The following is a 13,132-nucleotide window of genomic DNA, read 5'->3' as shown; positions in this document are numbered from 1 at the left end:
AAAAGTGCCCTCGGTGGGAGTCGAACCCACACTGGACGGGTTTTGAATCCGTTGCCTCTGCCAATTGGGCTACGAGGGCTCACTACTGTGTGAGGAGCATCGTTGTGTTAATCCGGTGCTCTGTTCTCGACTAGTTTAGTGGACAATACTCGCGAGAGAGAAATCGGTATGTGTGGGGTAAGTGTTACCAGTATGTCAATGGACTGTTTGTAGTGGTGGGAGGTAGAAAAGCGGACGTATCTTTCCTAGAGCGTGGAGAGATTGTCTAAGCTGGAGGAGTGACTGTAGAAGATACTGCTAATCGTCCTGTTGTTCTCCTTCTTGATGGGCATTCCATCGCTTTTCGTGCTTTTTATGCACTGCCACCAGAGGGTTTCACTACAAGCGGGGGGCAGCACACGAATGCGGTTTATGGTTTCCTTTCTATGTTGTCTCACCTTGTTACAGAAGAGAAGCCAGATTACATTGTGGCTGCTTTTGATGAGGGGAGTGGAACTTTCCGTCATCAGGAGTATCCCGCCTATAAAGCGCAGCGAGCCGAAACTCCGGCTGAGTTTATTGGGCAGGTGGAACTTCTGCGGGAGGTTCTACATGCACTTGGTATTCCTACCGTATCGAGTAGGGAGTATGAGGCGGATGATCTTATCGCGACACTGTCGTTGACTGCGAAGAATGAGGGTATGCAGTCCTTCATCTGTACTGGTGACCGAGACTCATTCCAGCTTATTGATGACGTCACGACGGTACTGTACCCAACGAAGGGTGTGTCGACGCTGGTGCGGTATACGCCGGAGAAGGTGAAGGAGCGCTATAACGTTACGCCGGCGCAGTATCCCGATATGGCGGCTTTGCGGGGGGATCCGTCAGATAATCTTCCGGGTGTTCCCAAGGTGGGGGAGAAGACAGCAGCTAAGTGGCTTAACCAGTATGGGTCGTTAGAAGCCATTCTTGAGAATAAAGACAATATTAAAGGCAAGGTGGGGGAGAGTCTGCGTAGCCATATCGAGGATGTAGAGCGGAATGCGTACCTTACCAAGATGGTTCGGAATGTGGAGATGGATCTTTCTTTTGCTGACGCAGCCCGCTCAGCGGTCGATGAAGATTCTGTGAACGCGCTATTTGACAAGTTAGAATTCGGTACTCGTTTGCGGGAGAGAGTTTTTAAAGCATTTGCGCTTTCTTCTGGTGCAGAGACGTCGTCTTTTACGGCACCTGAACTTGCTGTTACGGTGGCGCATATGGGGGATGTTGCATCGTGGCTGCAGAACTATGGTCGTCAGGAGGGAACCTATGGTGTGGTAGTAGCAGGTACTGAAAGTATTCTTGCGGGGGATGTGGATGCTGTCGCTATTGCCAGCCCTGCAGGTCAGCAAATGGTGTGCACCACAACGGAGTTAAATCCTGATGATGAGGTTGCTTTGGGAGAGTGGCTTGCTGATGAGGCGATTCACAAGGCATTACATGATGCGAAGATGGCGGCGCATTGTTTAGCCGGTCGAGACTGGCATATTGGCGGGGTGTGCTGTGATACTCTTGTCGCCTCGTACCTTATTCTTCCTGGTCAACGTAACTTTAATTTTACTGATGTGGTGGAGCGGCACATGGGTGTCACTCTTGAATCAGCTGATAAGGGACAGTTGACCCTAGTAGATGTTGCAGAAAATAACGACCGGTACTGGGAGAGTCTGGCGGAGCGAGCTGTATATGTTCTGCTACTTGCTACGCAACTTGCACACGATCTGGAAGATTATGGGGAGACTCGGCTGTTCCATGAGATGGAGATGCCACTGGTAATGGTGCTACAGCGAATGGAACATGATGGCATTGCTGTATCTCCTCGCGCTCTGCATGATTTGGAAAAGGATTTTGCGGAGCAGGCGGCGTTGATGGAGCGAGAAGCTCATGAGTCTATTGGTGACGATACCGTCAACATTGGATCTCCTAAGCAACTGCAGACGGTCCTTTTTGATCAGTTGGGTATGTCAAAAACGAAGAAGACAAAAACTGGCCATTCCACTAACGCGGAATCGTTGGAAAAGCTTTATGTCAAGTACGGGCATCCTTTCCTGGCCGCAGTATTGGGTTATCGCGCCGCCATGAAACTGAAGACAACGGTGACAGGGCTTATTAACGCCGTTGGCGATGATGAGCGAATTCATACTACGTTTAATCAAACTATTACGACGACGGGCCGACTCTCGTCGACGGATCCTAATCTGCAGAACATTCCCGTGCGAACTGATGACGGTAAACGTATCCGCGATGTGTTTGTAGCAGGAAAGGGGTATGAGGGGCTCCTCACTGCCGATTATTCGCAGATTGAAATGCGAGTGATGGCTCACTTATCGAAGGATGAAGGGCTTATTGAGGCATTCCGGAGGGGTGAAGATCTACATTCCTATGTGGGGTCGATAGCGTTCAACGTTCCTATCGATGAAGTAACTCCGGAGCTACGTCGTCGCACTAAGGCGATGAGTTATGGTCTTGCCTATGGGCTGTCTCCTTTCGGTTTGGCACGGCAGCTGAATATCCCTATCGCTGATGCAAAAGACTTTATGAATAACTACTTTGCTCGTTTTGGGGGAGTACGCGATTATCTCCATGATGTGGTGGAGGAAGCCCGTAAGACGGGATATACGGAGACAATGTTCGGGCGGCGCCGTTATTTGCCGGAACTCACATCTAGTAATCGAGTTGCACGGGAAAATGCGGAGCGGGCCGCACTGAACGCACCTATCCAGGGTACTGCGGCGGACATTATTAAGATTGCAATGCTGCATGTTGATGATGCTTTGCAGGAAGCTGGTTTACACTCCCGAGTGCTTCTGCAGGTTCATGATGAGCTTGTTTGTGAAGTTGCCCAAGGTGAGAGGGAAGAATTGGAGAAACTCGTTACCACGTGCATGGACAGTGCTGTAGAGCTTAGTGTGCCGCTGGAGGTATCAACGGGTTTTGGTACTACGTGGAATGCTGCTGCCCATTAGATGAATGGTTGATTACCAGCGTTAATGTAGCTTGTTTCAGACTTTGATGAGCGGTAACATCATATGCTGTATGTGTTCCGTCCGGGGTGCAGTGTTCCATCTCGGGTTGCGGGCACACAATAAGAATCATTCACGAACACCTGATACATTCCGTAGTCCGGAGTTACCAACCCTATGACCACTACTAACAACACTCAGCAGGTAGCCGTTAACGATATTGGCACTGCTGAGGACTTCCTCGCTGCTGTTGATGCCACTATTAAATACTTCAATGATGGTGACATCGTCGAGGGCACCGTCGTCAAGATCGACCACGATGAGGTTCTTCTCGACATCGGTTACAAAACTGAAGGCGTCATCCTTTCCCGTGAGCTTTCCATCAAGCATGATGTTGATCCCAACGAAATCGTTGAAGTTGGCGACACCATCGAGGCTCTCGTTCTCACGAAGGAAGATAAAGAAGGCCGTCTGATGCTGTCCAAGAAGCGCGCTCAGTACGAGCGTGCATGGGGCACCATTGAAGAACTCAAAGAAAAAGACGAGCCGGTCAAGGGAACCGTTATCGAGGTTGTCAAGGGTGGCCTCATCATGGATATCGGACTACGTGGCTTCCTTCCTGCTTCCCTTGTAGAGATGCGTCGCGTTCGCGACCTGCAGCCCTACGTTGGTCGAGAACTTGAAGCCAAGATCATCGAACTCGACAAGAACCGCAACAACGTTGTGCTTTCCCGTCGTGCCTTCCTTGAACAGACTCAGTCTGAGGTTCGTTCCGAATTCCTCAACCAGCTGCAGAAGGGGCAGATCCGCAAGGGTGTTGTTTCTTCCATCGTCAACTTTGGTGCCTTCGTGGACCTGGGCGGCGTAGACGGACTCGTTCACGTTTCCGAACTTTCGTGGAAGCACATCGATCACCCGTCTGAGGTTGTCGAGGTTGGCCAGGAAGTCACTGTTGAGGTCCTCGATGTTGATATGGATCGCGAACGCGTTTCCCTGTCTCTCAAGGCCACTCAGGAAGATCCTTGGCGCCAGTTCGCCCGTACCCACGCTATCGGCCAGATCGTGCCTGGCAAGGTCACCAAGCTCGTTCCGTTCGGTGCGTTTGTGCGCGTTGAAGAGGGCATTGAGGGTCTCGTTCACATCTCCGAGCTGGCTGAGCGCCACGTAGATGTACCGGATCAGGTTGTTACCGTTGGCCAGGAAGTTATGGTCAAGGTTATCGACATCGATCTCGAGCGCCGTCGTATCTCCCTGTCCCTCAAGCAGGCTGACATTGACTACACCGAAGAGTTCGATCCTGCCAAGTACGGTATGTCTGACTCTTACGATGAGCAGGGTAACTACATCTTCCCCGAAGGCTTCGACCCCGAGACTAGCGAATGGATCGAAGGTTACGAGAAGCAGCGTGAGGAATGGGAGGCTCGCTACGCTGAAGCTGAGCGTCGCCACCAGCTCCACACCAAGCAGGTCGAAGCTAACCGCATTGCAGCTGCTGAAGCTGGCGAAGAAGCTGCCCCCGAGGGTGGAGACTACACCGCTCAGGCTCCGGCTGCTGATGAGGCTCATGGTTCTCTCGCTTCGGACGAACAACTCAATGCTCTTCGTGAGAAGCTCGCTAGTAACTAAGCATTGTTCGTACTAGAGGTTATGTATAGTGCATAATCTCAGTACAGTATGAAACTGCGGAGGAAGTGTTAAACTTCCTCCGCAGTTTTTTGTAATAGCGTGCATAGAGTAGCGATGCTTGTAGCATTACTTATAGCTTTGTGGCTCGGTGAAGGGACAACATATGATTGGTTTGTCAGGGGGTATAGGGTCGGGGAAATCGACTGTTGCAGCAGTGTGGAGGGAACTTGGTGCCACTGTTGTGGATGCAGATCAGGTAGCGCGTGATGTTATGCAGCTAGGTAGTCCTGCTCTTCCTGCTCTTTCTGCCGCTTTTGGGGAGGATATTCTATATAACGATGGTTCCCTTAACCGCTCACTTCTTGCAGAGCGGGCTTTTGTCGATGCAGAACATACCGAGCAGTTAAATGATATTGTGCAACCTATTATTGCTGCTCGTGCGCAAGAATTATTGGCTGCCGCTCCGTCTCCACAACGTGCGGTATATGATGTTCCTCTTCTTATTGAGCATCATTTAGAATCTCAGTTCGATCATATTGTGATGGTGCTGGCACCAATTGAACAGCGGCTGGAGAGACTTACACAACAACGTCATTTAAGTGAAGATGATGCTCGAGCACGAATGGCACAACAAGCGACAGACGATCAGCGTAGGACAATCGCGGATATTGTTATCGATAACAATGGCACGTTAGCAGAGCTACGTAAACGTGCTAGTGACGTGTGGCATTATTTGGAAAGCTGTTCCTCAGCGTAGTCAATAATGGCGGGAGTGCACCGCTCAAGTGTTTCCCTTGTTGTTGTGAAGTCTTCTGGCCCTCCGAACCATGGGTCTTCTACGTCGAGGATCTGGTCTGCCACGTCAGTACTGATATGTAGTTGTGGGTTGCATACTGTGTCAAAAGTGCGGAAGAGCAGAATGTGTGGGTTCTTAATACAGTAGTGCCGGCATAATTGGTGAAGACTGCGTAGATGGTCTGTTGTCATCGCGAGGATAAGATCAGCGTTAGCGAGTTCATCGTGAGTAGCTTGATGAGCCTTATGGGGTGGAATACTGTATCCGGCGCGAGTGAGTTCGGCGTGTGCGCGATAGTCGATAGAGTGCCCCGTTTCTTCGGTCGTAACAGCAGCAGATCCGATGGCGACATGTGACTCATACAGACCGCGTGCTTCTACTTCTGCACGCGCAATAATCTCCGCCATAATGGAACGACAAATATTGCCGGTACATATCATGAGAATCCGGTATGGAGTGTTCATACGTCGTCAATTTCCTAGTTGCTATAGAGAGAGACAGAGACAGACACAAGCACCGCATTCCATCTTCTCTAACAGAATATGAAATGCGGTGCTTGTTACGTCTATAGGCTAGCGGTGAAGGCTGGGGACTTGTGCAGTGGAATCACGTTCAACGAGTTTCATCGCTATTGAAGTGGTGAGGTGCCCAGTATCCCGGTGCTGATGACGCAATTGCTCCAAAAGCTGGTTAAATGCCAACTTTCCTTGGGTATTGCGAGAAGTGGTGACGGTAGTCAATGCGGGTGTAAAGAGGGCACTCATGAAGATATTATCGGTACCAACAACGGAAACGTCGCGGGGAACTTCAATACCAACAGATTTAACAGCAATCATAAATCCCATGGCCATGAGGTCGTTATGTGCGATAACGGCCGAGGTACGACGCTGCATCCATTCACGCGCAGCAGCAGCGCCACCAGCAACAGTAGGACGCAATGGATGCGTGTGACGGATAGTCATCTTCTTGCGTGAACATTGCTCGAGGAGAGCTTGCCAGCGTTGGGCATCATCATAAGAACGATTAGGTTCAGGCAAGAAAGTGATGGAGCGATGGCCCAGATTGTAGAGGTGAGTGACCATTTCGCTAATGCCTTGATGGGCATCATTGATGACGGCCGGAACACCAGGAACTTCATAGTTCACGGTAACGATGGGCCGCTGCTTTGCCATTGCCTGGATGGTCTCCTGCGAAAGATGAGGAGATACCAGAATGAGTCCTTCGGCAAGCCCCATAGACTGTTCAAGTGTTTCACTGTTTTGGTCGTCTATTTCGGTAGCATCGAGCAGAATAGTTGAGTATCCAGCGGCAAGTGCCTCATGGCGGATACCTTTTATTATCTCGATACAACTGGGGTTAGCAATGTCAGGGACTGCGACGGCAATTAGTTGAGTTGATTGTGCAGATGTAAAACTGTTTGTCGCGGCGCGGTAGCCAATCTTCTCTGCTACTTTCCGGACTCTGGCAGCGGTTTCAGCATTAACGCGGCCAGGGCGCGAGAAGGTACGGGATACGGTAGAAGGTGCTACTCCGGCTTCACGGGCTACGTCATAAATGGTGACGCGCTTGGTCTCACTGGAGGACTTACTCTTACTGCTCACGGGTTTAGTCTAGTTTAGTTGCCGTGGCTTGCCAAACTATCTGAAGGCTTTAACCTGCGATTCTATAAAAAGCACGAACTTTTTTTCATAATTTTTACTTTATTTTTGCATAAATACGACGTGCATTTTTAACTGCAGAAATGACCTAAAAAGTCAAGGATTTTACGGCTGTCAATAATTTGCGATATGCGCGGGGAGCTTAATGTCATCATTTCAGATACCGTATGAGAAGGAGGGTCTTCTAGCGCTCTTCTCTGTAGCTCTTCCTATATGAGGTACCTAATTTGTGAGGAAGAGGAGGTGACAAGAATGGCTAGTCTTTTGCGAGGTTGGGAACGGTACAGTTTTGCAGGTCCTGAACCTATTGCCGTTGCTATTGATCCATATACTGGACGTTGTGAAGTTTTAGAAGGGGAACTTAGCGGTAAAAGATTTAACTCAGCAGTCCGTGCTGCACGCGCTATTCTTGCTACCTATCCAGGAATTCTTACTGCGGTACCCACTCCAGAGCAGTTGGAGTTTCCTGGAGATCTATGGGAAAAACAATGAGGTGAAAACCAGTTATGTCAGATCAAGGCAAGGAACTTAAGGCAACGGTTGAGGGATGGTTGCGGGATACGGCTATTCCGGTAACTAGTGCAGCATATCGTCTCTCTGATAAGGCTGCGTTGTCTCTTGCTGCGGGCTTCCTTGATGAGGATACTCGTGAGATCTTGTACAAGCGCCTCCAAAAAGAGTCAACAACTCCCCATAGTGGTGATGTTGCTGTACTGCGTAAAATTTCTGCCACGGCTCATGAATGGCACGATGTCGCTAACAGTGGACTGGCTGATGCGCTGGATAATGACCGGTTTGCCACTACTGATGGCAAAATTATGGCTAGCGATGTGAAGTCTGCTTTCGCGCATCGACGATATCGCAAATATATGGGCTCTCTTGGCGGATATCGTCGTGTTTTCATGTCTGATCCAGCCTTTTCAAAATCGTGGCTGGGAGTACGTGAAGAAAAGCATAACGGTATTTTTCTGAACACTGGTCAGCGGAATGCAATTTTTGATGCGCTGTGTTGTTGTGCTGCTCCCACTGATGTTGAGTGCACACAGAAAAGAGGAATGAAGGGCGGTATTTATCGACTTCGGACACCTAACTGTGTCCCTCTTCCTTCGCAATCTTTCGTGCAGACGCGTGGTGATATCAACCAATCAATAGAGAAAAATAATAGTAGCGAGCGCAATGCTTCTATGGTGGAGAAGGAGAAGCAAAGTTCTGTTGCAGACGCGACGTCAAGCATTTTGCGTGCGGATATTGCGCATGTAGACGCTAGTGTTGTGCGAAGAACCATTAACAATACTGTCTCGCGTATTGCTCGTCTTATTGCGGGGCGTCCTGTGGATGATGATGTGTGGACATCTAGTAAGGAACAATTGTTACAGGGGCAGCCTGCTACATTTCACTTCACTGATTCCTATGATACAGCTCTTTATATTTTAGGAGTTGTTATAGATAGAATGGATTGTTCTGCGGCATGGCATAGCGATGTCTTGGCTACTCAAGCAACGAGTATTGACATCACCGCGGAGGTCATGGAGGTCGCTCGCGATCTTGTGGAGTTGCGGTCTGTTTCCGCAGAATTGCATATGCGTGATGTTCAGCATGGGGTGGCATCTCCACAGCGGCTGCACCAACTTGGTGATGTTTGGGCGGAGTTAGTAGATCGTGTCGTCGCTTTAGTTGCTCTAGCTGATGCAGTGGATACTGTCGATGCGGAGCTTGTGCGATGGAGTGATTACCGCTCTGTTGATGATCTCGATGACCGTATTGATAATCTCGTTGCCCGTTCCGGATTCCGCTCAACGCTCAACCAAAAAGATCGTGCCGTGCAACACGATATTGCTGAATCGGGGCGGGTCATGGAAGTTGCGCGTTCCGTCATTGAACATGAAATTGGTGCTTTGGATAGAGGAACACACGCATAGTGCATTGGCATCACCCCGCCTGTGTTTCTAAACTAGGTGATGAGTCCTCCTAATCAGAGGAGGCTGGGAGGAGCATCTGGATTGCGTGAGTACACCGCACCACTTAGTTACTGCGTGGAAGAGCACGAGTCCATAGTCGACTCACTATATCGACAGTCTTCTTATGCCCCCGATCGTGTCTTATTTGAGCGCCCCATCCATTCTGAGTGGGTGCCAGTAACTGCTCGTCAATTCGCATCCGAAGTGCGTAGTTTGGCCTGTGGATGGATCAATCTTGGCATACAGCCGGGAGACCGTATTGCGCTGTTGTCGCAGACACGCTACGAGTGGATGCTTTTTGCTTACTCTATATGGAGTTGTGGAGCTGTTGTCGTTCCTATTTATCCATCCTCGTCAGCAGAGCAGATTCACCATATTTTGAAGGATTCTGGGGCGCGCTATGTCGTTGTTGAAAACCAACAGAACCTGGGGACAGTTCTTGAGCGTGACACTCCTGCTACTGTGCAAGACATTTACGTTATTGAGAAGTCTGCTGTAGAACAGGTTACTGCTGCTGGCCGTGGGGAAGTTGGCTGTAATGCGGAACTTGATCAGCGTATTGCTGATCTTACTGCGAATAGCCTGGCATGTATTGTCTTCACGTCTGGTACAACTGGTCGCCCCAAAGGCGTACAGATTTCTCATGGCAATCTTCTTTATGAAATTCGTGCATTAAGTAGTCGTTCAATTGCACAAGCGGTGCAGACTGGTAATCGGGTGCTGAATTTTTTGCCTCTCGCCCATGTATTCCAGCTAGCTATTTCACTCATGTGTATTGAACGGGGTGTCACACAGGCCTATTGGTCTAATTTCGGGACTGTTACGGAACAGTTTGCTCGTTTTAAACCCCATTTTTTCGTGGGTGTTCCGCGTGTTTATGAAAAAATTATGGAGGGGGTACGGCGAAAGTCTCGTCTTGCGGGGCCATTGGGCGCATGGATTTTTGACCGTTCCTATCAAGAGGCCATTAACTATTCTCGCATGTCAGATAAGCGTATGCCGGTGGGAATGCGGGCGCGTCATTGGCTGTACGATCAACTGATCTATCGTCGTTTGCGCGATACGTTGGGGGGAGAATTACAGTGGGTTGTTTCCGGTGGCGGCTCTTTAAATAGTGAACTTGCACATTTCCTTCACGGGGCAGGCGTGGACGTGTATGAGGGGTATGGTCTCACTGAGACAGCAGCCGCTATTACTGTTAATAGCCCCGGGGAATGGCAAATTGGTTCTATTGGCCGGCCTCTGCCAGGATGTTCTGTCAAGATTGCTGATGATGGTGAAGTACTGCTGAAAGGTGGCATGGTTACCAGCGGTTATTGGCATAATACTGACGCCACAACTACTGCTTTTGATGATGGCTGGTTCCATTCCGGCGATCTTGGTTCGTTGGATCGCGAAGGCTATGTGTACATTACCGGGCGTAAGAAAGAAATTATTGTTACAGCTGGCGGTAAGAATGTGTCACCCGCCAAGCTGGAGGACGTTATCAACCAGTGTCCGCTGGTGAGTCATGCGGTTGTTATTGGTGACAGGCGCAAATACATTGCCTGCCTCATTTCCCTTGACCGCTATGCGGTACGGGAATGGCTCCAGGATAATGGACGTGATCCGCATCTCTCTATAGAAAAGCTGCAGCGTGATCCGGACTTACGCAAGGTTATTCAAGACGCTATTGATCTTGCGAATGAGCAAGTATCGCATGCGGAGTCTATTAAGCGTTTCCGCATTCTGTCGCGTGATCTCACAGAAGAAGATGGTGAGTTAACAGCAACATTGAAGCTCAAGCGTCATGCTATTAACCTGCACTTCCAAGATGATATTGAGAAGATTTATCGCAGTAAGAAACGGTAAGTAACACGTAGCGCAGCAAGGCTTTTCTACTGTAATAGGGAAGGAAGATAGCGTGGCTTTCGCGACTGAGCATCCGGATCTACCTGAGGCTGGTTATCGTCCTGTCGGTGAAATCCTGCGCACTACTAAACCTTTTAAGGTAGAAAGTCCTTTTCAACCTGCAGGCGATCAACCTACTGCTATTGCAGAACTTGCCCGGCGTATTAACCGTGGCGATAACGACATTGTGTTGATGGGTGCTACAGGTACAGGTAAATCTGCCACTGCAGCCTGGCTTATTGAACAAGTGCAACGCCCTACACTAGTAATGGCTCCTAATAAGACTTTGGCAGCGCAGCTTGCTAATGAACTTCGGACATTGTTGCCGCACAACGCAGTTGAGTACTTTGTTTCTTATTACGACTATTATCAGCCGGAAGCTTATATCGCCCAGACGGATACTTATATAGAAAAAGACTCGTCTATAAATGAGGACGTAGAACGTTTACGTCACTCCGCAACGATGAGTTTGCTGTCACGTCGCGATGTTGTCGTCGTTGCTTCTGTGTCGTGTATCTACGGTTTGGGTACACCACAGTCCTATTTGGATCGCTCAATTCTTCTCCGGGTAGGGGATGAGCTCGACCGTGACGAGTTCATTAAACTCCTGGTGGAAATCCAGTATGACCGCAACGATATCGCTTTTAGTCGCGGAGTTTTCCGTGTGAAAGGTGACACGATTGACATCATTCCCGCCTATGAAGAACTTGCCGTCCGCATTGAGTTTTTCGGGGATGAAATTGATGGGCTCTACTATCTCAACCCGCTTACCGGCGATATTGTTCGTCCCGTTGATGAACTGCATATTTTCCCCGCGACGCATTATGTCGCCAGTCCAGAGCGAATGAAAGAGGCTATTGCGAGTATCCAAAAGGAACTCGATTCTCGTTTACAGCAGTTAGAGACAGCTGGAAAGTTGTTGGAGGCGCAGCGGCTGCGTATGCGTACCACCTACGATATTGAAATGATGGAGCAAATGGGGTTCTGCTCCGGTATTGAGAACTATTCCCGTCATATTGATGGACGCGGCCCCGGTACGCCACCTGCTACATTGCTAGACTATTTCCCAGAGGATTTCCTTACCATCATCGATGAGTCACACGTTACGGTGCCGCAGATTGGTGGCATGTTCGAGGGGGATATGAGCCGGAAACGTAACCTTGTTGAATATGGTTTTCGTCTTCCTTCTGCTCTCGATAACCGCCCGCTAACGTTTGATGAGTTTGAAGCACGGGTGGGACAGACAGTGTACATGTCTGCTACCCCCGGTTCTTATGAGTTGGAAGCAGCCCATGGAGAAGTCGTAGAGCAGGTTATTCGCCCCACCGGTTTGGTGGACCCCAAGGTCATAGTGAAACCCACAAAGGGTCAGATTGATGACCTCCTAGGTGAAATCCGGGAGCGTACAGCGAAGAATGAGCGTGTTCTTGTCACAACTCTGACTAAAAAAATGGCGGAAGACCTCACTGATTACCTGTTGGAACGAGGAGTTCGCGTACGCTATCTACACTCTGATATTGATACGCTGCGGCGGGTAGAGCTACTGCGCCAACTGCGGCTGGGATCCTACGATGTACTCGTCGGTATCAACCTTCTCCGTGAAGGTCTGGACCTTCCGGAAGTCTCTCTCGTTGCAATTCTTGATGCGGATAAGGAAGGGTTCCTCCGTTCCCGTACATCGCTCATCCAGACGATTGGCCGTGCTGCCCGTAACGTCAGCGGCGAAGTACACATGTATGCCGATTCCATCACGGATTCCATGCGGGACGCGATCGACGAAACTGAAAGACGTCGCGCCAAGCAGATTGCGTATAACGAAGAACACGGGATTGATCCGCAGCCACTTCGTAAACAGATTACTGACATCTTGGATGAGCTTTATGATGATCTCGATGAGAACACCGAAACAGCAGCTCACGAGATGAAGAAAGGCTCGCGTCTGGCGGCTCGCACGCAACAACATGCACAGCGTGGCAAATTGGGTACAGGCGGAAAGCAAGGATCGTCTGTTGGGACAGTGGCTGTACCAGGTCTAGAAAACTTGGATACTGCACACATGCCGCGGAAGCGTATGGAAGCTCTTATCGCTGAACTTACCGAGCAAATGGCTACGGCAGCAAGGGATCTCCAATTCGAGGTGGCAGCGCGCTTGCGTGACGAAATTGCTGACCTCAAACGAGAAGTACGGCATATGAAAGAAGCTGGTATCGAGTAGTCGCCGTC

General features: G+C 49.7%; 9 protein-coding genes and 1 tRNA gene. 7 read left to right on the top strand and 3 right to left on the bottom strand.

Annotated features, from left to right (window positions below; genetic code table 11):
• Positions 1–5 precede the first annotated feature (5 nt).
• Positions 6–79 (bottom strand) — tRNA-Leu (locus DI579_RS05085).
• A gap of 199 nt (positions 80–278) precedes the next feature.
• Here DI579_RS05085 and polA point away from each other — a divergent pair.
• The 3 genes from polA (at position 279) to coaE (ending at position 5,364) form a co-directional block, all read left to right on the top strand.
• On the top strand, positions 279–2,984 hold the full coding sequence (polA, locus tag DI579_RS05080) for a DNA polymerase I (protein ID WP_303678827.1): 2,706 nt from the start codon (positions 279–281) through the stop codon (positions 2,982–2,984).
• A gap of 174 nt (positions 2,985–3,158) precedes the next feature.
• On the top strand, positions 3,159–4,607 hold the full coding sequence (gene rpsA, locus DI579_RS05075) for a 30S ribosomal protein S1 (RefSeq protein WP_290599047.1): 1,449 nt from the start codon (positions 3,159–3,161) through the stop codon (positions 4,605–4,607).
• 163 nt (positions 4,608–4,770) lie between these two features.
• Entirely contained in the window at positions 4,771–5,364 is a 594-nt protein-coding gene (coaE, locus tag DI579_RS05070; protein WP_290599046.1) for a dephospho-CoA kinase, read from the top strand.
• Here the strand turns inward: coaE and DI579_RS05065 are convergent.
• Together DI579_RS05065 and DI579_RS05060 are read right to left on the bottom strand one after the other, a co-directional pair.
• Entirely contained in the window at positions 5,337–5,867 is a 531-nt protein-coding gene (locus DI579_RS05065; protein ID WP_290599045.1) for a low molecular weight protein-tyrosine-phosphatase, read from the bottom strand. The genes coaE and DI579_RS05065 overlap by 28 nt on opposite strands.
• Before the next feature lie 108 nt (positions 5,868–5,975).
• Positions 5,976–7,004 carry a LacI family DNA-binding transcriptional regulator gene (locus tag DI579_RS05060; RefSeq protein ID WP_303678826.1) on the bottom strand — a complete coding sequence of 343 codons (1,029 nt, stop codon included), beginning with the start codon at positions 7,002–7,004 and terminating at the stop codon, positions 5,976–5,978.
• A gap of 309 nt (positions 7,005–7,313) precedes the next feature.
• Between DI579_RS05060 and DI579_RS05055 the strand changes: the two genes are divergently transcribed.
• The 4 genes from DI579_RS05055 to uvrB all read left to right on the top strand — a co-directional run bounded on the left by DI579_RS05055 (position 7,314) and on the right by uvrB (position 13,124).
• Positions 7,314–7,553: a hypothetical protein gene (locus tag DI579_RS05055; RefSeq protein WP_254978000.1), complete on the top strand. Its 240-nt coding sequence runs from the start codon at positions 7,314–7,316 to the stop codon at positions 7,551–7,553.
• Positions 7,554–7,567: 14 nt separating this feature from the next.
• On the top strand, positions 7,568–8,980 hold the full coding sequence (locus tag DI579_RS05050; protein ID WP_290599042.1) for a hypothetical protein: 1,413 nt from the start codon (positions 7,568–7,570) through the stop codon (positions 8,978–8,980).
• Positions 8,981–9,061: 81 nt separating this feature from the next.
• Positions 9,062–10,870, top strand: a complete 1,809-nt coding sequence (locus DI579_RS05045; protein ID WP_290599041.1) for a long-chain fatty acid--CoA ligase — start codon at positions 9,062–9,064, stop codon at positions 10,868–10,870.
• A gap of 52 nt (positions 10,871–10,922) precedes the next feature.
• Entirely contained in the window at positions 10,923–13,124 is a 2,202-nt protein-coding gene (gene uvrB / locus DI579_RS05040; RefSeq protein WP_290599040.1) for an excinuclease ABC subunit UvrB, read from the top strand.
• Positions 13,125–13,132 lie beyond the last annotated feature (8 nt).

Origin of the sequence: Lawsonella clevelandensis (genome assembly GCF_003241315.1) — a bacterium.
In the GTDB taxonomy this organism is placed as follows: Bacteria; Actinomycetota; Actinomycetes; order Mycobacteriales; family Mycobacteriaceae; genus Lawsonella; species Lawsonella clevelandensis_A.
The sequence above is the reverse complement of the archived record's forward strand: the minus strand, read 5'-3'. Positions and strand labels throughout refer to the sequence as shown.

Bases quoted from the DNA above. Each gene is read 5' to 3' on its own strand.
- rpsA (WP_290599047.1), top strand. From the start codon at position 3,159: ATGACCACTACTAACAACACTCAGCAGGTAGCCGTTAACGATATTGGC.
- coaE (WP_290599046.1), top strand. From the start codon at position 4,771: ATGATTGGTTTGTCAGGGGGTATAGGGTCGGGGAAATCGACTGTTGCA.
- DI579_RS05065 (WP_290599045.1), bottom strand. From the start codon at position 5,867: ATGAACACTCCATACCGGATTCTCATGATATGTACCGGCAATATTTGT.
- DI579_RS05055 (WP_254978000.1), top strand. From the start codon at position 7,314: ATGGCTAGTCTTTTGCGAGGTTGGGAACGGTACAGTTTTGCAGGTCCT.
- DI579_RS05050 (WP_290599042.1), top strand. From the start codon at position 7,568: ATGTCAGATCAAGGCAAGGAACTTAAGGCAACGGTTGAGGGATGGTTG.